General features: G+C 60.4%; 19 protein-coding genes. 9 read left to right on the top strand and 10 right to left on the bottom strand.

Going from position 1 to position 24555, the window contains the following annotated elements; genetic code table 11:
* Positions 1–61: 61 nt before the first annotated feature.
* Both WC026_RS10615 and WC026_RS10620 read right to left on the bottom strand, forming a co-directional pair.
* A complete protein-coding gene (locus WC026_RS10615) occupies positions 62–3226 on the bottom strand; it encodes an efflux RND transporter permease subunit (RefSeq protein ID WP_372710907.1) in 3165 nt (1054 codons plus the stop codon).
* A gap of 13 nt (positions 3227–3239) precedes the next feature.
* Complete coding sequence (locus WC026_RS10620; RefSeq protein WP_372710947.1) at positions 3240–4517, bottom strand: efflux RND transporter periplasmic adaptor subunit; 1278 nt, start codon at positions 4515–4517, stop codon at positions 3240–3242.
* Positions 4518–4652: 135 nt separating this feature from the next.
* Between WC026_RS10620 and WC026_RS10625 the strand changes: the two genes are divergently transcribed.
* The 9 genes from WC026_RS10625 to WC026_RS10665 all read left to right on the top strand — a co-directional run bounded on the left by WC026_RS10625 (position 4653) and on the right by WC026_RS10665 (position 15260).
* Positions 4653–5300 carry a TetR/AcrR family transcriptional regulator gene (locus WC026_RS10625; RefSeq protein WP_372710908.1) on the top strand — a complete coding sequence of 216 codons (648 nt, stop codon included), beginning with the start codon at positions 4653–4655 and terminating at the stop codon, positions 5298–5300.
* 181 nt (positions 5301–5481) lie between these two features.
* Positions 5482–6300, top strand: coding sequence for a quinoprotein dehydrogenase-associated SoxYZ-like carrier (locus WC026_RS10630; protein WP_372710909.1), 819 nt, complete (start codon positions 5482–5484; stop codon positions 6298–6300).
* A gap of 18 nt (positions 6301–6318) precedes the next feature.
* On the top strand, positions 6319–7617 hold the full coding sequence (soxC, locus tag WC026_RS10635; protein WP_372710911.1) for a sulfite dehydrogenase: 1299 nt from the start codon (positions 6319–6321) through the stop codon (positions 7615–7617).
* Positions 7604–8146, top strand: a complete 543-nt coding sequence (locus WC026_RS10640; RefSeq protein ID WP_372710912.1) for a c-type cytochrome — start codon at positions 7604–7606, stop codon at positions 8144–8146. The genes soxC and WC026_RS10640 overlap by 14 nt, the downstream gene beginning before the upstream one ends.
* 196 nt (positions 8147–8342) lie before the next feature.
* A complete protein-coding gene (locus WC026_RS10645; RefSeq protein ID WP_372710913.1) occupies positions 8343–9557 on the top strand; it encodes a saccharopine dehydrogenase family protein in 1215 nt (404 codons plus the stop codon).
* Complete coding sequence (locus WC026_RS10650) at positions 9557–9994, top strand: hypothetical protein (RefSeq protein ID WP_372710914.1); 438 nt, start codon at positions 9557–9559, stop codon at positions 9992–9994. Before WC026_RS10645 ends, WC026_RS10650 begins: the two co-directional genes overlap by 1 nt.
* A 124-nt stretch (positions 9995–10118) precedes the next feature.
* Positions 10119–11297 carry a carboxynorspermidine decarboxylase gene (gene nspC, locus WC026_RS10655; protein ID WP_372710915.1) on the top strand — a complete coding sequence of 393 codons (1179 nt, stop codon included), beginning with the start codon at positions 10119–10121 and terminating at the stop codon, positions 11295–11297.
* Between the two features lie 94 nt (positions 11298–11391).
* Entirely contained in the window at positions 11392–14049 is a 2658-nt protein-coding gene (gene pepN / locus WC026_RS10660) for an aminopeptidase N (protein WP_372710916.1), read from the top strand.
* Positions 14050–14282: 233 nt separating this feature from the next.
* Complete coding sequence (locus WC026_RS10665; protein WP_372710917.1) at positions 14283–15260, top strand: sensor histidine kinase; 978 nt, start codon at positions 14283–14285, stop codon at positions 15258–15260.
* A gap of 53 nt (positions 15261–15313) precedes the next feature.
* On the opposite strand, the gene WC026_RS10670 is transcribed toward WC026_RS10665, so the two are convergent.
* From WC026_RS10670 to WC026_RS10705, 8 genes are all read right to left on the bottom strand, one after another.
* The gene (locus tag WC026_RS10670; RefSeq protein ID WP_372710918.1) at positions 15314–15832 is read right to left on the bottom strand and encodes a periplasmic heavy metal sensor; all 519 of its coding nucleotides are present in this window, start codon (positions 15830–15832) and stop codon (positions 15314–15316) included.
* On the bottom strand, positions 15829–16302 hold the full coding sequence (locus tag WC026_RS10675) for a hypothetical protein (protein ID WP_372710919.1): 474 nt from the start codon (positions 16300–16302) through the stop codon (positions 15829–15831). Before WC026_RS10675 ends, WC026_RS10670 begins: the two co-directional genes overlap by 4 nt.
* A gap of 21 nt (positions 16303–16323) precedes the next feature.
* On the bottom strand, positions 16324–16956 hold the full coding sequence (locus WC026_RS10680; RefSeq protein WP_372710920.1) for a sigma-70 family RNA polymerase sigma factor: 633 nt from the start codon (positions 16954–16956) through the stop codon (positions 16324–16326).
* 124 nt (positions 16957–17080) lie between these two features.
* Positions 17081–20035 (bottom strand): bifunctional [glutamine synthetase] adenylyltransferase/[glutamine synthetase]-adenylyl-L-tyrosine phosphorylase, encoded by a 2955-nt coding sequence (locus WC026_RS10685; protein ID WP_372710921.1) that lies wholly within the window; start codon positions 20033–20035, stop codon positions 17081–17083.
* A gap of 4 nt (positions 20036–20039) precedes the next feature.
* Entirely contained in the window at positions 20040–21503 is a 1464-nt protein-coding gene (locus WC026_RS10690) for a sensor histidine kinase (RefSeq protein ID WP_372710922.1), read from the bottom strand.
* On the bottom strand, positions 21487–22167 hold the full coding sequence (locus WC026_RS10695; protein WP_372710923.1) for a response regulator transcription factor: 681 nt from the start codon (positions 22165–22167) through the stop codon (positions 21487–21489). The genes WC026_RS10690 and WC026_RS10695 overlap by 17 nt, the downstream gene beginning before the upstream one ends.
* A 118-nt stretch (positions 22168–22285) precedes the next feature.
* Positions 22286–23857: a Do family serine endopeptidase gene (locus WC026_RS10700; protein ID WP_372710924.1), complete on the bottom strand. Its 1572-nt coding sequence runs from the start codon at positions 23855–23857 to the stop codon at positions 22286–22288.
* Positions 23858–24080: 223 nt separating this feature from the next.
* The gene (locus tag WC026_RS10705; RefSeq protein ID WP_372710948.1) at positions 24081–24542 is read right to left on the bottom strand and encodes a cytochrome c-type biogenesis protein; all 462 of its coding nucleotides are present in this window, start codon (positions 24540–24542) and stop codon (positions 24081–24083) included.
* Between the last annotated feature and the right edge of the window lie 13 nt (positions 24543–24555).

The following is a 24555-nucleotide window of genomic DNA, read 5'->3' on the forward strand; positions in this document are numbered from 1 at the left end:
CGCGGCCGCAGCAGGACAGGCTCCGGCAAAAACTTCGCCGGAGTCGCCGTGAGTCGTCGTGCTATTCGGCGGGGTGCAATTGCGGTTCCGCCGGCCGGCGCCGGCCGAGCCCCGCAAGCCAACGGCAGATGACGTAGAACACCGGCGTAAAGATCAGGCCGAACACCGTCACGCCGATCATCCCGGAGAAGACCGCGGTTCCGAGCGCCTGGCGAAGCTCGGCACCCGCTCCGACCGCCCAAACGAGCGGCACGACGCCCAGGATGAACGCCAGCGACGTCATCAGGATCGGTCGCATTCTGAGCTTCGCGGCTTCCGTTGCAGCCGCGAACCGGTCGCGGCCCTGCGCTTCGAGCTGCTCGGCGAATTCGACGATCAGAATCGCGTTCTTCGCGGCAAGACCGATAAGAACGATGAAGCCGACCTGCGTCAGGATGTTGTTATCCATGCCGCGCAGGATGACGCCCGTGATCGACGCGATCAGACTCATCGGCACGATCAGGATGACGGCGAGCGGCAGAGTGAGGCTTTCGAACTGAGCCGCGAGAACAAGGAACACGAATGCGACGCCCAGCGCGAACGCGAACACCGCCGTGTTGCCGGCGCGAATTTGCTGGAACGCAAGATCAGTCCACTCATAGCTGAAGCCAGGCGGCAGCGTTTCGGCCGCAAGCTTCTGCATGATGTCGATCGCCTGCCCCTGCGAATATCCGGGCGCTGCCGAGCCGTCGAGTTCGGCAGCCGGATAAAGGTTGTAACGCGGCACGCGCGACGGCCCCGAAACGTCGCTGATCGTCGTGAACGAACCAAGCGGAACGGCATCACCGTTTGCATTCCGGACCCTGATGTTGAGCGCATCCTTGCTCGTCAGGCGGTAGGCGCCGTCGGCCTGCGCGGTCACACGGTACGTTCGCCCGATGATATTGAAGTCATTGACATAGATCGAGCCGAGGTAGGATTGCAGGGCGGCAAACACATCGGGAATACTGACGCCGAGCATCTCAGCCTTGACGCGATCGATGTCGAGAAAGAGTTGCGGCGTTGACGTTTCAAATAGAGAGAAAACCTGCGCCACGCCCGGAGTCTGCGCAGCTTTGCCCATCATGGAGTTGATGGCATCCTGCAGAACGCTTGAATTTGCGCCGGAACGATTCTCGACCATCATCCGGAAGCCGCCCGCGCTGCCGAGACCGCGAACGGGTGGCGGCGAGACGACGAGAACCATGCCGTCCTGAATCGCGGAAAACTTTGCTAGCAGCGCACCTTGTATGCCTTTCGCCGATTGTGCCGGGTCGCGCGAGCGTTCTTCGAATGGCTTCAGAACGATGAACACCGCGCCGGCATTCGATGCATTGACGCGCGTCGCACCCGAAAAGCCGACAATGCTGACGGCATGGGCGACACCCGGCACCGTCAACGCGAGATCGACAATGCGCCGGTTAACGGCATCCGTCCGGTCAAGGGAAGCCGCGGGCGGCAATTGTACGACGGTGATCAAATATCCGCCGTCCTGATCGGGGATGAAACCGACCGGCGTTTTACGGAACTCATTCAATCCGAATGCAATCAAGCCTAAATAAACGACAAGCATCACGAGCGCGAAGCGGACGATCTTGCTGACGAACCAGCCGTATCCCAATGAAAGCTTATCAAAGCTCCAGTTGAACATCCTGAAGAACGCGTGCACCGGCCACATGATCAGACTGGTGCGGTGCGTCTCGGCATGAGGCTTCAGCAGCAGCGCACAGAGAGCCGGAGACAGCGTCAGCGAAACAATCAATGAAATGACGGTCGCACCGGCAATGGTCAGAGCAAACTGCCGGTAGAATTGGCCCGAAATGCCGGTAATAAAAGCCGACGGAACGAACACGGCCGTCAGCACAAGAGCAATAGCAACCAGCGCCGTCCCGACCTCCTCCATCGTCCGATAAGACGCTTCGCGCGGACTGAGCCCATTGGCGATATTTCGCTCGACGTTCTCCACCACGACGATCGCGTCGTCGACGACGATACCGATCGCGAGCACCAAACCAAACAAGGACAAATTGTTCAGCGAGAAGCCGAACATCGCCATGATGAAAAAAGTGCCGATGAGCGAAACAGGAATGGCCACGATCGGAATGATCGCTGCGCGCCACGTCTGCAGGAAGATAATGACGACGAGGACGACCAGGACGATCGCTTCCAGGATCGTTTCCACGACCGCGTTCACGGACTGCTGGATATAATCGGTCGGATTGTAGATGATGTCGTACTTGATGCCGGGCGGGAAATTCTGCGAGATTTCCTCCATCGCGTCCTTGATCTTCTGCGCGGTGTCTATGGCGTTCGACCCTGGCAACTGGAAGATTCCGAGACCAACGGCGGCTGTTTTATCGAGATAGGAATTCACGCCGTAGTCGAGACCGGCAAGCTCGACTCGCGCGACGTCCTTCAGCCGCACGATGGCATCGCCGCTTCGCTTGACGATGATCTCTCCGAACTGCTGCGGATCCGCAAGGCGGCCGAGAGTCTGCACCGTGATCTGAAAAGCGCCGGGATCTTTCATCGGCGGCTGATTGAGGATGCCGGCGGCGACCTGCACGTTCTGCCCCTGAAGCGCCGTCACAACATCGCTTGCCGTCATCGTCAGCGATTGCAGGCGATCCGGATCGAGCCAAACGCGCATCGAATAATCGCGGCCACCGAACACGGTCACCGAGCCGATGCCCTGAATACGGCTCAGCGTATCGACCACGTTGACGTTGGCGTAATTGGATATGAACAGCGTATCTCGCGAATTGTCCGGCGACAGCAGATGCACGACCATCATCAGGTCCGGCGACGCCTTCGCGACCGTCACACCGATATTGCGAACGTCGGCGGGCAGCCGCGGCTGCGCGATGGCTACGCGGTTCTGAACCTGCACCTGCGCGATATCGAGATTGGTTCCGATGTCGAATGTGACCGAGATCGAGAAGCGTCCGTCGTTCGTCGAGTTCGACGAAATGAACAGCATGTGCTCGACGCCGTTAATCTGCTGTTCGAGCGGCGTTGCGACGGTCGCCGCCACGACCTCGGCGCTGGCGCCGGGATACTGGCCGGTGACATTGACAACGGGAGGAGCGATGTCGGGATACTGCGCGATCGGCAGCCGGGTAACCGACACCGCGCCCAGGATCATGAACACAATCGAGACAACGGCCGCGAAGATCGGCCGGTCGATGAAGAAATGCGAGATGCGCATCCGCCCTGCCTGCTCAGTTGGTCCGGACCGTCGGGTCCTTCGGTGCTGCTTCGGCCGTCGCCTGTTGAGGAGCGACCTTGACGCCCGGGCGCACGCGCATCAGCCCATTCACGATGACAACGTCCTCGGGACCGAGGCCCGCGGTGATGACCCGAAGACCGTCGACGACGGGCCCGAGCGTCACGTACTTCGGCGTTGCGACGTCATCTTTGCCGACCGCCAGAACGTACTTGCGCACTTGTTCGGTGCCGATCGCGGTGTCGGGAACCAGCAGAGCTTCGGCGGGCGGCGACGCAGTGATCCTGATGCGGCCGAACATTCCTGGCGTCAGCTTGCCATCGGCGTTTGCAAATACCGCACGCCCACGGATGGTCCCTGACGATCGGTCGATGACATTGTCGACGAAGTCGATTTTGCCATTGCGCTTGAAATCCTGCTCATCGATGAGCTTCAGCGACACGGGCAGCTTCATGCCGCGATCGGTGCTGTTGGCCTGCGTCCCCGATGCGGCTCGCAGATAGCGGAGATAGGACTGCTCATCCATCGTGAATTCGAAGCGGATGGGGTCAACGGAAACGATCGTCGCGAGAAGCGTCGTCGAACCCGTCGAGCCGCCCGTCACGAGATTACCCGTGGAAACGCGTCGATCGCCAATGCGGCCCGAAACCGGAGCCGCAAGTTCGGTGAAGTCGAGATCGAGTTGAGCCTGACGCGTCGCCGCTTCTTGCGCGGTCACGTTCGCCTCCGCGACGCGCTTGGTTTGCACACGCTGGTCCAGCGTCTGCTGCGTGATCGTCGTGCCGCGAACGAGATTTTCGCCACGCTTCAAATCGGCGTCGGCGAACGCAAGGTTAGCCTCAGCTTGCGCGATGGCGGCCTTCGACTGGTCGAGCGCAGCCTGGAACGGACGGCGATCGATCGTGAACAGCGGATCGCCCGCCTTCACCATCTGGCCGTCTGTGAAATGAATCTTATCGAGATAGCCGGAGACCCGCGCACGCACCTCGACAAAATCGACCGCGATGAAACGGCCGACATACTCGTCGTAGTCCGACACGAGTTTTTTGACGGGCTTGGCCACCGTCACGACCGGCGCGGGGGGAGCGGCGGCCGTCTGCGCATTCGACTTCTCCTCGCCGCATCCGGAAAGTCCGAAAGCGACCAGCAGCGTCGACATTGCGATGAAGGCGGATCGATTGAACAGCTTGTATCTCCGTCTTTCTGACTGTGCCGGTGGCCGCATCATCGCCGGAACGCCGGATGCGTTCACACGTTGGGCGCTTATGGCCATCGCCACAGTCGAACTCTCAGAGGCCGAGAGGCGCGCCCTAATAAAGAACCAAATGACAAGGAAGCACGAGTCGTGATACCCGTTACCGATCGGTAACGGGTAGGTACCGACCGGTAACATTTTCGTCAAGAGGCCATGAACACATCCCAGGTCAACAGATCGCGCATAGGCTATTCTGCGGAACTCGCAGCCTTGCCGCCCCGAGAGCGGATCATGATTGCCGCGCGCGACCTTTTCTATCGCCATGGCCTGCACCCGGTCGGGGTCGACAGCATTGCCGAGACCGCACTTACCAACAAAATGACACTCTATAGGCATTTCAAATCAAAAGACGATTTGATCGTCGCCTACATCCAAAGGCTCGCGGACGAGGGCGATGAGGTCTGGGAGCGCATTATCTCCGAGAACTCCGGAAACCCGGAAAAGTGCCTTGATGCCTGGGTCGATTACGTCGAAGACGTTCTGACCAACAAGCTCGAACGTGGCTGCGCCATCGCTAATGCGGCCGTCGAACTCGACTCCGAGCACCCCGCGCGGGCCGTGATCGAAGCTTATAAAAGCCGCAAACGGGCCAACCTGGTGAAGCTGTTCAAGGCCGCGCGGTATCGCGACCCGGAGCTTCTGGCCGACGAAGTGTTCCTGCTTTTCGAAGGTGCGCGGATCAACATCCAATGCGGCAAGAAAGGCCCGGCCTCTCGCCTCGTCCGAATGCTGCGCAACGTACTGGCCGCCGGACCGCGCCTTCCATCTTCAAAAGCACGCCGAAATCAGACGACTGTTTAATAAGCCACGCAACGTATTGATTCTCATGAAATATAGCAAAATCATATAAATTCAAGTTTTCGTCCGCGCATCTTGCGTAACGGATGACCCGCGCATCATATTGGTATAGCATTCGGGAAGATTTGGCAGTCGCCAACGGCCGAGTTGCCTGGCGATATCTGCCTTGAAAAATGAGGCTAACATGCGCAGCGCAGTAATCCGATCGGCCGCTTTTGCAATCCTCGGCATGGCATTGGCTTTCGCGGCGCCGCCCAGTTCTCGAGCAGACGATGAGACCGCCATATGGGATGGCATCAAAAGCGCCACCTTTGGCGCCCGTGACGTGCTCGACGGCGCCGGCAAAGTGTCTCTCGACGCGCCTTACCGCGCGGAAGATGCCTCGACCGTGCCGATCAGCATTCGTCTGCCGGCGGAGTTTGCCAAGAACGTCAAATCGCTGACGTTGGTCATCGACAAAAATCCGTCCCCCATTGTCGCGACGTTCAGCTACGGCGATGCAGCCGGAACCGGCGATCGCATCCTCGCAACGCGCGTGCGCATCGATCAGTACTCCGACGTGCGCGCCATAGCCGAGTCCACCGACGGCAAACTTTATATGACGTCACGTTTCGTGAAGGCGTCGGGCGGATGCTCGGCTCCGGCCTCGAAGGATGCCGAGGAAGCCGCAAAGTCTCTCGGTAAGATGAAAATCAGAACCGCATTCAAAGATCCCGAAGCTGCCGCGCTTCAGGAAGCCGAAATCATGATTAAGCATCCAAACAATTCCGGCCTCCAGATGGACCAGGTGACCGGGCTCTATACGCCTGCGCATTTCGTCGACAAGCTGGAGGTCCGGACCGGCGATAAACTCGTGTTCACGATGACGGGCGGAATTTCGATCAGCGAAAATCCGCACTTCCGCTTTTCCTATCACGGCAATCCGTCCGACGTGATGAGCGTGCGCGCTGAGGATTCAGAAGGTATGGCCTTTTCCGGAAAATCGATGCCTAGCCAGTCTTAACTCTCGTTCACACGGCAAATGGCCGGTAAATTTTCAGACAGTGATCTGACGCCAATTGCAGGCGGTGGTCTTTTAGACCGCCGCCTTTTGCTTAGGCGCGGCGCTCTCTTTGCAATCGCGGCGGCGGCGCCCGTCCAACTCGCGCAGGGTGAGACCAGCAAACCGGCGCATGATGAGGACTTGGCCAATCCATCTTGGCTGCACCGAACAGGTGGCCCGTTCACCGGCTACGGAATGCCGTCGAAATACGAGAAATACGTCGTGCGCAATATCGGCGGCAATCGCGAGCCTGCGGGCGACGGAGTTTCTTGGACACCGCTCGAAGATCTCGAGGGCATCGTCACGCCGAGCGGATTGCATTTCGAACGCCACCACAACGGCGTACCGGATATCGATCCGAAACAGCACCGCCTCGTGATCCACGGCCGCGTGCGTCAAGAGTTGATGTTCACCGTCGAAAACCTGCTCCGCTATCCGATGCATTCGCAGTTTTTATTCATTGAGTGCGGCGGCAACAGCAACGCCGGCTGGCATGAGGAGCCGATCCAGCGCCCCGTCGGATCGTTTCATGGCCTCGTCTCGTGCTCGGAATGGACGGGCGTGCCGCTTTCCATTCTCCTCGATGAAGCGGGCGTCGATGCAGACGCGTCATGGGTTGTCGCGGAAGGAGCCGATGCGAATCTTTTAAGCGTCAGCCTGCCACTGTCGAAACTGATGGATGATGCCATCGTCGGGCTCTATCAAAACGGCGAGCGCCTTCGGCCGGAGAATGGCTATCCTGTCCGTCTTATCGTTCCGGGCTGGGAAGGCATTACGAACGTCAAATGGCTTCGGCGCCTGCACGTCACCGACCAGCCTTCCATGACACGCGACGAAACGGCGAAGTACACCGAGCTGCTTCCGTCAGGCAAAGCGCGAATGTTCACGTTCGTGATGGATGCGAAGTCGCTGATTACGTCGCCGTCGCCGGGACAAACGCTGGACGGTCCGAACGTCTACCAAATCCGCGGCCTCGCCTGGAGCGGGCGCGGCAAGATTGCCAAGGTCGAGGTCTCGGCGGATGCCGGTAAGTCGTGGGCGGACGCGCTTCTCGATGAGCCGGTGATGACACGCTGCTTCACACGTTTCCGGATGCCCTGGAAATGGAACGGAGAGCCCGCCATTCTCAAGAGCAGGGCAACCGACGAAACCGGTTACGTGCAGCCGGAGCGCGACGTTCTTATCAAGGAGCGCGGCCGCGACGGATATTTCCACTACAATGCCATCGTAAGCTGGGCTGTCGACGAGGACGGTGCGGTCAGCCATGTCTACGCCTAAGCCGACGATCATTTTGGCGCTTCTTGCATGCATGGCCATCGCGACCGCCGCGCACGCCCAGAATAACGCCCAATCACCGCACCTCGGAACACCGATGACGAAGACGGAGGTCGCCAAATGGGACATCACGGTTTTTCCGAACGGGCGCGGTCTGCCTCCCGGCCACGGCACGGCGAAAGACGGCCGCGCGATCTACATGCAGAAATGCGCAAGCTGTCACGGCGACCAAGGCCAAGGCGCAACCGCTGACGACCTCGTCAGCGGTCCGCGACCTCCGACGGCCGATCACCCGAACAAGGCCATCGGATCCTACTGGCCCTACGCAACGACGATCTTCGATTTTCTCCGGCGCGCGATGCCGCCGGCAGCGCCAGGCTCGCTATCGTCCGACGAACTCTATGCGCTGACGGCTTATCTTCTCGCGGCCAACAAGATCATCGCTGAAACCGATGAAATGGATGCACTCTCTTTACCGAAGATCCAGATGCCCAATCGGGATGGCTTTATCCCCATCGACGCCAAGAAGTGAACGGCGAAAGGCGTTTGCATTGTCATAATTCGCATTCGCTCCGACGGGAGCCCGGCTCAGTCACGGCCCGAGCGGCTAACGCCTTTGAATTAGTATTGAAATACCCGGCGACGTGGCCTATCTCCCGGCCCCAGCGCAACTACGGCGTATGTTGAAGTGCCGCCTCGGCGGCTGTTCAAAAATTGGGAGCGGACGAGTGAACAACGTACTGATCATCGGGGCTGGCGCGGCAGGTTCGGTCGTCGCAAAAAAATGCGCGATGAACCGCGACGTTTTCAAGAAAATCCATCTCGCCTCGCGCCGCATCGAAAGTTGCAAGAAGGTTCAGGCTGAGTGCGAGACGCCGATCGAGATTTCGCAGGTTGACGCCGACAATGTCGCAGAGACGGTCGAACTGCTGAAGAAGGTCAAGCCTGACCTCGTCATCAACATGGCGCTTCCCTACCAGGATCTGCCGATCATGGATGCCTGCCTCGAAGCCGGCGTCAACTACATGGACACGGCCAACTACGAGCCGCGCGAGGAAGCCAAGTTCACCTACAAATACCAATGGCCATATCACGACAAGTTCAAGGCCAAGGGTCTGATGGCCGTGCTCGGCTGCGGCTTCGATCCGGGCGTCACGAACATCTTCTGCGCCTACGCGCAGGAGAAGCTTTATGACGAGATTCACACCATCGACATCATCGACTGCAATGCCGGCAGCCACGGCAAGGCCTTCGCGACGAACTTCAATCCGGAGATCAATCTCCGCGAGGTGACACAGCGCGGCAAGTATTGGAAGGATGGCGAATGGATCGAGATCGACGCGCTGTCGATTTCGACGATGATCGACTATCCGGAAGTCGGACCGGTCAAGTCCTACCTCATCTACCATGAGGAAGAGGAAAGCCTCGTCGAGAACATCAAGGGTCTGGAGCAAATCCGTTTCTGGATGACGTTCTCCGACAACTACATCAAGCACCTCGAAGTGCTCGAAAACGTCGGTATGACGCGCATCGATCCCGTGATGTACAAGGGCAATCCCGTCATTCCGATGGAATTCCTGAAATCGCTGCTTCCCGAGCCCTCGTCGCTCGCTGAGAACTACACCGGCAAGACGTCGATCGGCGTCGTGCTCAAGGGCGAGAAGAAGGGCAAGAAAAAGCGCTATATGATCTGGAACGTCTGCGACCACGCCGAAACCAACAAGGAAGTCGGCGCGCAGGCCGTTTCGTACACCACCGGCGTGCCGCCGGTCGTCGGCGCCATCATGATGTTCCGCGGCGAATGGAAGGGCAAAGGCGTCTTCAACGTCGAGCAGTTGCCGTCCGTCCCCTTCCTCGAAGAGCTTGGCAAGCAGGGCTTGCCGTGGCACGTGGAGGAGATCGAAAAGTCCGATCAGAAGAAGCTGTTTGCCGTCGAGACCTGATGACCGAAGCCGACATTCTTAGCGTCCGCAACGACGTGACCGGGCTTGTCATCTCGGTCGTGTCCGTCAGCTTCGGAATGATTTCGGCTTATATCGCCGGGCTCTGGCTGTTTCTGCGCGAAGCGCCGCTGACGCTTAGGCTTCTGGCCTTCGCGTTGCTCTCTTGCGGCCTAGCATTCATGGGCGCGGTGACGGCGGGCTTGAACGGTCTCCTGATCGGAACTGATCACGCCTGGGCGAAATTGACGACGCGCGCAACGGACATCGACAACTTCGGCGATGTCCGGCCTCCCTGGCTTCATGGCTTGAGCCTTTACGAAGCCTCGGCGGCGCTTGGCGCGCTGGCATTCGGCGCGATCTATCTTGCGCTCGCATACCTGACGTTCGTCTACAAATGGCCCGGCACGACCGCCGGTCCCGTCCGCGTTACGAACTAGAGTGCTTCCGGAAAAGTGGGAACCGGTTTTCCGATAAGAAGCACGATACAACAAAGACCTAGAGCCGATCCGCGATTCAACGAAAAGCGGAAAGGCTCTAGCGCGATCTCGAACCTCGAATTTGGTGGCAGGATTGGCAGAGACCTCGAAGCTTCAGGCACAGTCGTTTGATTGGGCGCGCACGATTGCAACGCCCTCGTATGTGCTCGATATGGCGGCACTGAAGCGCAATCTCTCGCGCGCGGCCGAGATCAAGCGCGAAGCCGGCTGCAAGATTTTGCTCGCGACGAAAGCATTCGCGCTTCCGGCTACATTTCCGGCGATGCGCGACGTACTCGACGGCACGACGGCGAGCGGCGAGTACGAAGCGAAGCTCGGTCACGATGAGTTCGGCAAGGAAGTGCACGTCTATTCGCCCGCCTATGCACCGGGCGAAGTCGAACGCCTGACGAAGCTCGCGCAACACATCTATTTCAATTCGCCAGAGCAGATCGAAAAGAACCTTTCGGTTCTGAAGGCGCATCCGAACCTCAACATCGGCATCCGCATCAATCCGGGCTATTCCAACGCGACGCTCGGCGGGGCGCTCTACGATCCTTGCGCGCCCTATTCGCGGTTCGGCGCGACGCGCGACATGCTCGACCGCGTCCCGTGGGAGCACGTCGGCATCCTGCACGCACATTCGCTTTGCGAATCGGGCGATGCGGGATCCGTGGGCCTCATCGAGCACGTCGCCCGCGAGTTTCCGGATTATATCCGTCGCGTCGAAGCTGTGAACTTCGGCGGCGGACATTTCATCAACAAGCCTGGATACGACATTCATAAGCTGATCGCGGCGATCAACGCATTCCGGCGCGAGTTCAACGTCGACGTCATTCTGGAGCCCGGAGCAGGCCACGTCGTCGATGCCGGGTATCTGGTCGCGACCGTGCTCGATCTTCATCACAATGACAAGGACATCGCGATCCTCGACGCCTCGGCGTCAACGCACATGCCGGACGTGCTCGAAGTGCCCTATACGCCGTCGATCGTCGGCGCCGGCGCACCCGGAGAAAAACCGCACACGTACATTCTCGGCGGCAAGACGTGCATGACCGGCGACATCATCGGCGAATATTCTTTCGACCGGCCTCTGAAGCCGGGTGATCGCCTCGTGTTCACGGACATGATGCAATATTCCTTCGTCAAGAATAACACGTTCAACGGCGTGCCTTTGCCTGATCTTGCCGTATTGAACGAAGACAACTCATGCGCCGTCATCCGATCGTTCGGATACGATGAGTTCCGGCGTCGCCTCGGCTGAGTGGCCGGGATAGCCATTCGATTGCCGATTGGATATGTTCGGCCCGATCGTCCGGCGAACTCGATCCGAAGCAATTGCCGGCGCCGGGACGCCCATGAAATCAGAACACCCAAAGCCCGTTCTTCTCGCCGATTATCGCACACCCGAATACTTGATCGATACGGTGGATCTCGACATCGCGCTCGATCCCGCAAAGACGCGCGTCGTCTCGAAGCTGTCGATCCGCCGCAATCCACAGTCGAAGGCCACCGGTAAAATACCGCTGAATCTGGACGGCGAACTGTTGGAGCTTGAAAGCCTTTCGCTCAACGGCAAGAAGCTCAGGCGCCCCGCATATGCGATCAGCGAAACCGGCTTGACGATCGCATCTCCGCCGAAGGACCCTTTCACGCTTGAAGTGACAACGATCGTCAATCCCGAGAAGAATACCGCGCTCCAGGGGATATATCTTTCGCGTGGCATCTATTGTTCGCAATGTGAGGCCCAAGGCTTCCGCCGCATCACTTATTTCCTCGACCGGCCCGACGTTCTCGCCCGCTACACCGTGCGTCTCGAAGCTGACCTCGCGACCGCCCCCATTCTGCTCGCCAACGGCAATCCGATTGCAAAGGGCACGCTCCCCGGACGCAAACGTCACTATGCTGTGTGGCACGATCCGCATCCGAAGCCGTCTTATCTTTTCGCGATCGTCGGCGGTGACCTTGCGCTGCTGCCTTCGATGTTCACGACGCAATCAGGCCGCGAGGTCGATCTCGGCATCTACGTCGAGCATGGCAAGGAAGCGCGCGCGCATTGGGCCATGGATTCGCTCAAGCGGTCGATGCGATGGGACGAAACGCGTTTCGGCCGTGAATACGATCTCGACGTCTTCAACATCGTCGCCGTGTCCGATTTCAACATGGGCGCGATGGAGAACAAGGGGCTCAATATCTTCAACGACCGCCTGATCCTCGCGTCGGCGGAAACGGCGACGGACGCAACCTACGAGTCGATCGAAAGCGTCGTCGCGCACGAATATTTTCACAACTGGACGGGCAATCGCATCACCTGCCGCGACTGGTTCCAGCTCTGTCTCAAGGAAGGGCTGACCGTCTATCGCGATCAGGAATTCTCAGCCGAAAGCCGCAGCCGAACCGTGCAACGCATTATCGACGTCCGGCAGCTGCGCGCCCTGCAATTCCCTGAAGATCAAGGCCCGCTCTCCCATCCCGTGCGGCCGGACAGCTACATCGAGATCAACAATTTCTACACCTCAACCGTCTACGAAAAGGGCGCGGAAGTCGTCCGCATGCTCGAGACGATTCTCGGGCGCGAGAAATTCCGCTCAGGAATGGATCTCTATTTCGAGCGTCACGACGGGCAAGCCGTAACCATCGAGGATTTCATCGCGTGCTTTGCAGACGCAAGCGGCCTCGACTTTACGCAGTTCATGCGCTGGTACACGCAGAGCGGCACGCCGGAGCTTGTCTGCGATCTGACGTTCGACCGGCGCAAGAAGTCGGCCGAGTTGACCGTCCATCAAACGCTGAAACCCACGCCCGGCAAGGCAAAGAAGCAGCCGCAGTTCATCCCTCTTGCGATTGCGCTCCTCGGCGAAAACGGCAACGAAATGGATATTACCGTCGAGGCGGGCGACCAAATCCGCCCCGGCGTTCTCGCCGTCACCGAGCGCACCAGCACGTTTCGTTTCGGCAACGTCACCTCGCGGCCCGTGCCGTCGCTGCTCCGGAATTTTTCCGCGCCGGTCAACGTCACGATTGCGCTGTCGGACGATGATCTCGCATTCACGATGCATCACGACGGCGATCTCTTCAATCGCTGGCAGGCGAGTAACAAGTATGCATCGCGCAGCATCCTGACGTTGCTCGATGCCAAAAGGCCAAAGACGCTGGTCACGTCCAAGGCGTCGAAGTTCGCGGCGGCACTCGATCACGCGCTTCGCGATCCAGACCTCGACGATGCTTACAAGGCCGAGCTTCTGAAGCTGCCCTCCGTCGCCGACGTATCGCGCGACAAAGCCGTTCGCGTCGATTATGCGGCGATCTTCGAAGCGCATCGTGCGTTCAGCCGCGCGGTTGCCGAAAAGCTCGCCGATACCCTCGGCGAGGTTTACGCGCGCACGTCGAACGGGCGGAAATTTTCACCCGACGCCAAGAGCGCCGGACGGCGGGCGCTGAGAAACGCCGCGCTGACGCTCATGACGACGCGTGCCACGGACGAGGATTACGCTCGCCTCGAAGCCCATTATCGCAAATCCTCAAACATGACGGACGCAGCGCAAGCGCTCGTCCTCATAGCAGGCGTGGATGCACCGGCGCGCGACAGCGTCATTCAGGATTTCTTCGAGCGCTGGAAAGACGATCATCTCGTGATCGACATGTGGTTCTCGGCTCAGGCACAGTCGCCGCGCGCCGAAACACTCGACGAGGTGAAAGCCCTCTGCGCACATCCCCTGTTCAAGATTACGACCCCGAACAAAGTGAGGGCCTTGATCGGAGCCTTCGTGATGGCCAATCCGCTGCAATTCAACAGGGCCGACGGCGCGGGATATGATTTTCTCGCTGAAAAGGTTCTGACGATCGATCCCCTCAATCCGCAGGTGGCGGCGCGCATGCTGGGGGCATTCCGCAGCTTCCGCTCGCTTGAGCCGAAGCGCAAAAGCCGCGCGAAGTCGGCTCTGAAACGAGTTGCAGACGCCACGCACTTGTCGCGCGACTGCCGTGAAATCGTGTCCCGTATGCTCGAGGAATAAATTGAGGGCATTGAGCAGGACGTCATGATTTTGCTCAATGTCACTCTTTTAAGATTTGATTCCCTGCCGATTTTTTCTCCCTCGACAGGTGAGTCGCAAATCGGTGATTGTCGAATCAATGGCGCGCGGAACCGATTCGGTCCCGGCCAGGATTGGGGCACTTACGAAAATCGGCAGGGGAATGAAAGATGGCGCGGACTTGGTCCGTTCCTCAACGGGGGAACTTTGCCAATTTGACCGGAGACCGGGCGCGCGCGCACGTTCTCCCGAGGACCCTGCTGCAGGCAGGCAGCCGCGAAATCCGGCGCGGCCCGCTGCTAATGGTCTCGGCGTTGCTGACGGCGATCGGCATTGCAGTCCTGAACTTTGATTCGCAATCGATGGGCACTTTACTGCTCATAGCTGGCGCGGGACTGGCGGGTGCTCTCATCCTTTCGTCCGCGGAGCCCCCGAGCAGCATCTCAAATTCTTTGAGTGGGGCGCGCCACACCGGCACCACCCAATTCACGGAACTTCTCGTCCAGTCCCAATCGAACGCCGGCCTGGACCGCGCCGCCTGGGCGAAACTCACGGCTCACATGAGCCACGAACTCCGCACGCCGCTCAACGCTGTTCTCGGTTTTTCGGAATTGATGTCGAAAGAAGTTTTCGGACCGCTCGGATCGAGCGCCTACGGCGACTATGCGCGCGACATCCACGCCAGCGGCCGTATCCTCCTCAAATCGGCGGAAGACGCTCTCGCGATCACAGCCCTGCTGACGGCGCCAGCGCGCAAGGATGTACCGCAGTCGTGTCATCTCAAATTGATCGTCGATGAAGCGTGCGCGTTTGCAGCGTGCGATCTCGCATTGCGCGCCATTACCATCGACTGCGATATCGATGCCGACGTCAAAATCGTCGGCGACCCGCAGGCGATGCGGCAGATGCTGATCAACCTTCTCACGCAAGCATCACAAAATGCCTGCTCCGGCGCCGTTATCCGCATCGATACACGCGCCACGAACGACACGGCCGAACTTTCGATCAGCATCTCGGGTCAAGAAAGCCTTGGTTTCGCGAACGACGACGACTTCTCCATGATCCTCGCGCGCACGCTATGCGAGCTTTCGAACGCCCAGCTTCGGGTCAGCGATACACCTGCGGGTCTACGCTCGTGGTCCGTGCAATTCCTGGCCGCAACCCAAAACGATCTGTTCTCCGGGCGGGCCTAAGTTAGGTCGACGCGAGACGAACGTTTCGACACGGCGGACCGGCAACAGCAAACTCAGTCAGATTTTATATCGCCATCGGCTTTGTGCGGTTCAACGTCGCCGCGTCTGAGAAAGTTGGGTTTGCGCTTGTCGCGCCACGCCTGCAACAGTTTGCGTTCTTCGGGCGTGACGCTCTCGGCGATCTCGGCAAAGGAGTCATTGAGGCCGGCCCTGAACTGATTTTCGGTCTCTCTGAGCTTCGCCATCGCGGCCTTCAGCTTTTCCTTGTCGAAGGGCTCGTTAGTCAGCATGGAATTGACCTCAAGCCACGCGCTGCGGACGGCCTCGCGCTCATCGCCCAATGAGGCGCGAGAATCCAGAACCTGCTTGCGAAAAGCATCCTGATGCTCGGCCGGCATTTGCCGCGCGAAAGCCAAAAGCCCAAATTCACCGCGCGCATGGCGGGAATTGAAATGCCAAGCGGCCGCAGCCAATCCCCCGATGAAGAGCAGGTTCAATCCCAACGAGACGATCAGCGCGGGATATATGAAGCGCGAGCGCCGGGAAGCACTCTGATTTGCGTCGACCGTCACAGCATATCCTCATCCAACAAGATGTCGGGATCGTCAGCGTGCGCGACCTGACGCGATGCATATGCCGAATTCGTCCCGAGCAGCGAACTGACGACGCTCGACTGTCCCGCCAGAACACCGAGCACCAGCGACGCGGCCAGCGCCGTCACGGCCCAACCCTGATGACGGCGCGGAACCGCCCGCTGCACCGATTCCGGATGCGTCACGATAAGGCGCGGTTGATGCGCGGCAGCCACTGCAATGCGCTGCTTCAAGCCATCGAGACGCGAGGCGTCGTACTGCGGAGCACGATCCAGGAGCGTATCGAAAAGCTCGGCGTCACGAAGCATTTCCCTTGCTTCGCCGCTGTCGGCGATCAAGGCCGATAAATCGTGCCGGAGTGGCGCGGGCCAGCGCGTGCGATCGGCGCCATACGTATCGAGCGCCGCCTCCAATCCATCAAGCCCTGCAGGCTTCAGGTTCCGTGTCATTGTCTCGCCGTCTCCCGCATTTCAGGACTCGCTGTCATTGCGCAACGACTCCCAGTCCGATTTTAGTTCCACCTTCAATTGCCTGCGCGCCCGGCTCAGCAGCGACTCGACCGCTTCATCGGAAACGCCGAGGATGTTTCCGATCTCGATCTGACTGAGCCCTTCGAAATGAAAGAGCGTCAGAGCCAGACGCTGCCGCTCAGGCAGCTTTTGCATGGCCCCGCCGACGCGAAGCTGCATGTCCTGGCTTTCGAGAGCGGCCAGCTGCTTGGCTGGCTCCGGCACCTCCGGCAATTCATCGACCACTTTCACGCGCCCCTGACCGCGAACGCGGTCGAGGCACAAATTCGAAACAACACGGCGCAGCCACGGCCTTATGCCTGCCGGCCCGATCTCCAACGTCGCGCCCGAGCGCCAAAGCCGCAAGAACGCCTCCTGCGCCACATCTTCTGCCTCGGCGTCGTCACGAAGCATCCGCCGCGCCACGGACACCATCGTTCCGAGGTGCCGTTCCATCAGCACGCCGAACGCATGGCTGTCGCCGCTTCCGGCCTCCGCGACGAGGACCACCTCGTCGTTTCGAGTCTCGGCCGCGGGCCTCGGCCTAGCCGGGCTGCCGTCGGTCTTGATCGCCGCCACGTATCCCCTCGACATGCTTTTCGCTGCCTACCTGGCTGTCGACTGCCGCTCGGCGCACAAGGTTAAAGTCTGGGCGCCAGTCTGCATCATTCGATGATAGGAACGCCATAGGGTGCGTGATCCGTCGCTACTGCGGCGCTCAGACGATAAGGTGGTCGAAAGCGCCCCGGATCTTGGCGAGCGCATCTTTCAGCTTACGTTCCAAATCGTCGAAAGACCGAGCCTCTCCAGCCCGCACCAGCAATGATTTCAAGCCCTTCGGCGCCGACGCCGGGTGGAACGGCCCCTCGAGCGTCAGGCGCAGAATTTGCGTCAAGTCGTGCAAAAGCTGTCCGGCCTCCGACAGCCGGCGATGCTCCTCAGTCGAAATAACCCCCTCGGCGGCCGCCGTATCCAACGCCACCAGGGTGGTCTGATCGAGAATGCGCGGATGCTCGGCTGCAAAAACAAGTTGCAGATGCTGAGCGATGAATTCCAGATCGACGAGGCCGCCGCGAGCCTGTTTCAAGTCCCAGATGTCGCTGGTGGCCTTTTCTGCTTCGATCCGGTTCCGCATGTCGCGGATGTCGGCAGCGATCCGCTCCCGATCGCGCGGCGTCGTCAGCACCTTGCGGATTTCGGATTCAACGCGTGCGGACAAATCCGGCGAACCGGCGATCACCCGCGCCCGCGTCAACGCCATGTGCTCCCACGTCCACGCTTCGCTCGCCTGGTAGCTCGCAAAGCTCGAAAGCTGCGTCGCCACCGGCCCCTTCTGACCCGAAGGCCTGAGCCGCATATCGACCTCGTAAAGCGCGCCCTCGGCCGTGTGTGCGGTGAGGGCCGTGATCAGGCGTTGCGTTAAACGCGTGTAGTAATGCTGCGGAGCGAGCGGGCGCGGCCCGTCCGATTGTTCCGCACCGCGCTCGAAATCGTAAACGAGAATGAGATCGACATCGGATGACGCCGTCATCTCGCGCCCGCCGAGCTTGCCCATCGCGATGACGACCGCGCAACCGCCGGGCACACGGCCATACTCTTCCTGCATCTGGCGGCTGACTTCACGCAGCAGCCCGGCGATCAGCCGTTCAGCGACGATGGCGTAGGCCAGTCCCGCTCCCGCCGCCGAGATGCTGCCGGTCAGCGCCCGGACGCCGATGAGAAACTTCTGTTCGCTGCCAATGATGCGCGCCGTATCGAGCACCTCCTGCATCGGATCGCCAGTGCTCGTCTCGCGCGCGGTCGCGAACGACTTGATCAGCAGCTCGTCGATCGCATCCTCATCAAGGCGGCTGCCGAGCACATGCGGATCGAGCACCGCATCAAGCAGCCGACGTCGCTTCGACAGGATATGCGCCAGACGCGGCGCCGATCCCATGATGTCGGCAAAAAGCCGGATGAGACCCGGCTGCGCTTTGAGCAGCGAAAAGAACTGCACGCCTCCCGGCAGTTCCGACAGAAACCGGTCGAAGCTCGCGATCGCGGCATCGGGATCGACCGTATCGGCGAGCGCCGAAATCAACAGCGGCTGCACTTCCGTCAAGCGCTCGCGGGCGCGCGGCGACCGGACCGACGGCGTCCGCCCGTGATGCCATCCGCGAACGATGGCGAGCACCTGAGCAGGCTGCGAATATCCGAGCCGCTTCAATTCCGCAGCCGTCTGCGGATCGTCCTCGGCACCGCTGAAGACCATGTTCGAGCTTTCTCCGGTCAAGGCCGGAGCATCCTCGAACAGTTCCGAATAGTGTCGTTCCACCGTTTCAAGCTTTGCCGTAAGTTCGGCCGCAAGCTCGGGGGTGCCGGAGTAACCCGCAAAACGCGCGAACGCCTCCAGCGTCGGTGGATTTGCGGGCAACTCGTGCGTCTGCTCGTCGGCGACCATTTGCACGCGATGTTCGAGACGGCGCAGATAGCGATAGGCTGCATCGAGTTCAGCGCGACACGCGGCCTTTACCCATCTTCGTTCCTCGAGCGCCGCAAGCGCGTCGAGCGTCGCGCGCACGCGCAAATCCGGTTGCCGCCCACCCGCGATCAACTGTTGCGTCTGAACGAAGAATTCGATTTCGCGGATGCCGCCGCGCCCGAGCTTCAGGTTTTGCCCCGGGACCGTGATGCCGCCGATTTCCCGATACGCATGGATCTGGCGCTTCATCGCGTGGATGTCGGAGATCGATGCGAAGTCGAGATATTTGCGCCAGATGAACGGCGATAACTCGCCAAGGAAATCGTTACCCGCGTCGATGTCGCCCGCGATCGGCCGCGCCTTGATCATCGCGGCGCGCTCCCAGTTCTGCCCGACTGTTTCGTAGTAGCCATGCGCGGCGGCCGTCGAAAGCGCGACCTGCGTCGCCCCGGCATCGGGACGAAGCCGCAAGTCGGTGCGGAACACGTAGCCGTCCGGCGTCCGTTCATCGAGCAATAGAACGAGGTCACGTGTCAGCCGCACGAAAAATGATTGCAGGTCGCCGGACCCGGCAAGGCGGGATTTCTCCCGGTCGAAGAAGACAATCAGGTCGATATCGCTGGAATAGTTGAGCTCAAAAGCTCCGAGCTTGCCCATCGCCAGGACGAAATAACCCGACGCCCGCTCCGGTGCGGCGGCATCGGGCGGTTGCCACAGACCCTGCTCGGAGGCCTTGCGAAACAGAAAGCGGACCGCCGCCGCAACCGCCGCATCGGCGCATTCCGCGAGAACGCGCGTCACGGTCATCACCGGCCAGACGCCGCCGAGATCGGCAAGCGCCGTCAACAGCGCCACTTCCGTCTTGTACTTGCGGAGCACTTTTTTCGCGGCCGCCATGTCCGGCGCTGCGCTCATGCTCTGGGCGAGGATCTGCGTCATCGCCGCGAAGTGGTCCTCGGGCACCCGCATCAGGACGCGGCCGACCCGCTCCACATCGAACGTCGCCAGCATTGTCAGAAAGAGCGAACCATCGAAGGTGCCGCGCAGCAAAGCTTCGACCTTCGGATCGCGGAGCAACGCCACAAGCGACGGCGCCTTTGCCTCCGCTTCCGTCACGAGTGAACTCAGACGCTCCGCTCCCCGCCCGTCAGGCGCGGAAACCGGAGCGTCAATGATGCGGGCGGCGAGGCTAGACTGGGCGGGCTGATCCATACGCTCATTGTGCCGCAAGACCGGCCGCCGCGTCACTAGCCGTACTGCCACCGGCCACCAAAACAGGAGCTATGCATTTGCCCGACAGCACCACGATAACCTTGAGGCCGGGTTGATTGTCCTCGAGACGAACTTCCCCATGATGCAGCCGCGCCACCGCCGCGACGAGGCTGAGCCCCAGGCCGGTTCCTGGCTGCGTGCGGCTGGCTTCGAGCCGCACGAACCGCTTCAGCGCCCGTCCCCGGTCGTCAGCCGCAATGCCAGGACCGTGATCTCCGACGGAAAACGCTGGCCTGCCGTCTTGCCGATATGCGCGAACCGTAACGGCGCTCCCGGGTTCGCCTGCGCGAGAATATTTGATCGCATTGTCGATGAGGTTCGCCACGGCTTGCCCGATGAGCTGGCGGTTGGCGCGAACGCAGACGTCCTTCTCGGCCTCGATCGACAGGGCGAAGCCAGCTTCCTCGGCGGCGGGCATGTAGAGTTCCGTCACGTCCTCGACGAAGCGCCCGAGATCGAACGTCTCGACGCTGTCCTCCAGAGGCCCGGCCTCGAGGCGCGCGATCAGAAGCAGCGCGTTAAATGTCTTGATCAGCTCGTCCGATTTCTCGATCGTGCGCTCCAGGCCTTCCCGGTACGCTTCCGCGCCGCGCGGGTCGCGCAACGCCGCCTCCGCCGAATTGCGCAAGCGATTGATCGGTGTTTTGAGATCATGCGCGATGTTGTCGGAAACTTCGCGCAACCCGCTCATCAGCCCTTCGATGCGGTCGAGCATCTCATTGAGGTTCCCAGCCAGCTTGTCGAGTTCGCCGCCGCCTCCGCTCGTCGGAATGCGGCGCGTGAGATCACCGTCGATAATCGAACGGCTCGTCGCCGTGATTGCATCCATGCGGTTGAGAATAAGGCGGCTGACAGCGAGCCCTCCCAGCAGCCCCGCAACCGACAGCACCCCGAAACCAAGCAGAAACGCCACCCGGATCGAATCCGCGAAGGCGCGTTGGTCTTCGATATCGCGGCCGACGATCAGGCGGACTTCAGGTCCGAGATCGACCGGAATGGCGACGGCGAGGTGCGCGGCTGCGTTCGCCGCCTCTCCTGCAGGCTGATAACTGAAGACCCCGCCATGCGCGTTCTCGACCAGTTCCGGCGGGATGCGATTGAGGTTGCCCGCGATCTTCACGCCGTTGTCGTCGGAAAGATAGTAAAGCCCAGTGCCCTGAAGGCGCGACATTGCACCGACTGTCTCGGCAAGCTTCGCGCGGCCGCCGACTTTCATTTCGGACGCCATGATGCGGGCTTCGGCGGTCAACACGCCGAGAACCTGATTGGTCAGCAGATTGTTGGTTTGCCAAAACAGGAACCCGACGACGAAGGCAGCGGCGAGCAGAAAGAAGGCTACCGCCGCCGCGCTCAATCCGAATGCCGTTGTCGATGCCGCCTTCGCGACGCGCTCAAACAGGGCCGTCACGGATCGTATATCCTGCGCCCCGGACCGTATGCAGCAGCGGCTTGTCGAAATTCTTGTCGATCTTGGCGCGCAGGCGCGAGACATGCACGTCGATGACGTTCGTCTGTGGATCGAAGTGATAGTCCCAGACATGTTCGAGCAGCATCGTGCGCGTCACGACTTGCCCCGCGTGCTGCATCAGATACTCGAGCAAACGATATTCGCGCGGCTGCAAAAGAATATGTTCGCCACTGCGAGTGACGCGATGAGACAGCCTGTCGAGAACGAGATCGCCGACGGATATCCGCGTCTGCTGTTCTTCTGGAGCCGTACGGCGGCCGAGCGCCTCGACGCGCGCCAAAAGCTCGGAATAGGCATAGGGCTTCGTCAAGTAATCGTCGCCCCCGGCACGCAATCCTTTGACGCGATCATCGACTTCGCCAAGCGCGGAAAGAATGAGAACCGGCGTCCGGTTGCCCTCGGCGCGCAACGACTTGATCACCGAAAGGCCGTCGAGGAGCGGTAGCATACGGTCGACGATTAGAACGTCGTAGACGCCGTCGGTCGCAAGCGCCAGTCCCGCCTCGCCGTCACCGGCGAGATCGGCAGTGTGCCCATTCTCTTTCAAAGACTTCTGAAGGAACTGCGCCGTTTCCCTGTCGTCTTCGATTACGAGCACGCGCATGGCGTTTTTCTGATCCTGGCCGTCTCTCGAATATCTGTTTAGCTGGGTGTCGGCCAAACGTCGAGGCAGCCCCGCCATGTGGTTGACGGAGCTGCCCGAGCCTGCCATGGCGTTAACCTCAGCCCTTCTTGTCGGACAGCTGAACGGCCACGAACCGTTTCTGGTCTGACGATTTGATGTGCAGCAGCACGGCCTTCCGCTGCAGACCCTGGGCCTTCTTGACGCCGGCCGCGACGTCGTCGGGCGTCTTAACGGCTTCGCCCGAAACCTCGAGGATCAAGTCCCCGGCCTTGAGTCCTTTCTCGGCGGCATCCGACGACGGATCAACCTCAGCGATGGCGACGCCTTCCTGGTTCGAACCGGTGCGCGCAGGCATCAGCGTGACGCCAAGCTGGCTCAGCTCCGTCTGCGATGGCTTGCTGTCGTCTTTATTGTTGCCGCTGTTGTTGTTGTCGTCGTTATCGCCATTCAGCAAGGCTTCGGCATTCTTCGGGAAGAGCCCCAGTTTGACGTTGATCATCTTCTCGGAGTTGTTGCGCCAGACCTTGATATTGACGGGCGACTCCGGAGAAAGCTCGGCGATCTTGCGCGCGAGGTCGCGGCTGTCGGCGACCTTGGCGTCGTTCACCTGCAGGATCGCATCCTGCGTCTTGATGCCGGCGGCGGCAGCCGGGCCGTTCGCGGTGACTTCGCTGACCAGCGCACCGTGGGCCTCATTCAAGCCGAGGCTCGCAGCCGTATCCTCGTCGACGTTCTGAATCTTGACGCCGAGCCAGCCGCGCTTGACCGTGCCGGTGGCCTTGAGCTGCGTCACGACCTCAGCAACCGTCTTGGCCGGAATGTCGAACGCGATGCCGACGTTACCGCCCGACGGAGAGAAGATCGCGGTGTTGACGCCGATCACCTCTCCATCGAGGTTGAACGTCGGACCACCCGAGTTGCCCCGGTTCACGGCCGCGTCGATCTGCATGTAATCATACGGTCCCGAGCCGATGTCGCGAGCGAGCGCGGACACGATGCCAGCCGTGACCGTCCCGCCAAGACCGAAGGGATTGCCGACCGCCAGCGCCCAATCGCCGACGCGCGGTGCCTTGGTCGAGAACGTCACGGCCGGAAATGTCTTTGTGCTGTCGATTTTGAGTAGCGCCACGTCGGTACGCTGATCGGTGCCGACAAGCTTGGCCTCATATTTGGTATCGTCGTTGTCGAACGTGACCTGGATTTTCGTCGCTCCGTCGATGACGTGATTGTTGGTCACGACATAGCCGTCGGAGGAAATGACAAAGCCCGAGCCCTGCCCTTGAACGATCTTCGGCCGCTCTTCCTGCTGACCGAATTCCTTTGGCAGGTTCTTGAAGAAGTCGTGCAGCGGATGATCCGGAGGCAGGTCGGGGAGGTTGAAGTTGCCGCCGCCCTTCTTGTCGAATTTATCGTTCTTTTTGTTTTCGGCCAGTTTCGACGCCCCGCCGTCATTGACGACGGACACCGACACGACGGATGGCTTCACGCGCTCGACAAGGTCCGCGAACGAAAGCGGAGCGCGGCCCATCGGCGTTTCGATCGTTTGCGCGGCGGACGTATCGGCCCGCGCCGTGTGCGATGGAATGAGATAGCCAAATCCCGTCGCCGCAACGGCGGCAAGCGCCACGAACGACGGAGCAATTCTGGAAAAGCGAACGGTAGTGGTCATCGGCGCGCGATCGGGGAACAGCATCCCATGAGTCTCCAAACTGAAATCGTGCCTTCTAGCTTGCCGACGAGACGTAATCGAGCCGGGATTACCGCAGGATGTCAGGCACGTTAACAGTTGGTAATCTGTGCGACACACGTTGAAAATTGGCGCGTCTCGTCATGTCGCCATGAAGCAGCCATGCCGAGCGCAGCCGAGGCAAGACGGCGAGACAATCGAGACGCTAGCTGTGATCGCCAGAAAGAATTTCCGAGAGCTTGGTTTTTTCGTCGTCGGAGAGCGCCGTGCTCGGCGCGGTCTTCGGTTTCGCCGCCGCCCGTGCCGCCAGCGTCAGTCCGGCGATGAACACCAGAACGGGCGTCAGCCAGAGCAACAGCGTCGACAACTGAAACCTCGGCCGCAAAAGCACGAATTCGCCGTAGCGGGCGACGACATAATCGATGACCTGCGAGTCGCTATCCTGAGCAACGAGACGTTCGCGCACGAGGCGGCGCAAATCTCCCGCAAGCGGCGCATCACTGTCGTCGATCGATTCATTCTGGCAAACGAGACAGCGCAGCTCGGACGAAATCGTTCGAGCCCGCTTTTCAAGCGCGGGATCGGACAGCATTTCACCGGGCTGAACGGCAAACACGACCGCGGCATTGGCAAAAATCGCCAATGCAAAAACAGCCATCGAAAACATCCGCCGCATCGCG

Origin of the sequence: Hyphomicrobium sp. (assembly GCF_041674905.1) — a bacterium.
Classification (GTDB): Bacteria; Pseudomonadota; Alphaproteobacteria; order Rhizobiales; family Hyphomicrobiaceae; genus Hyphomicrobium_B.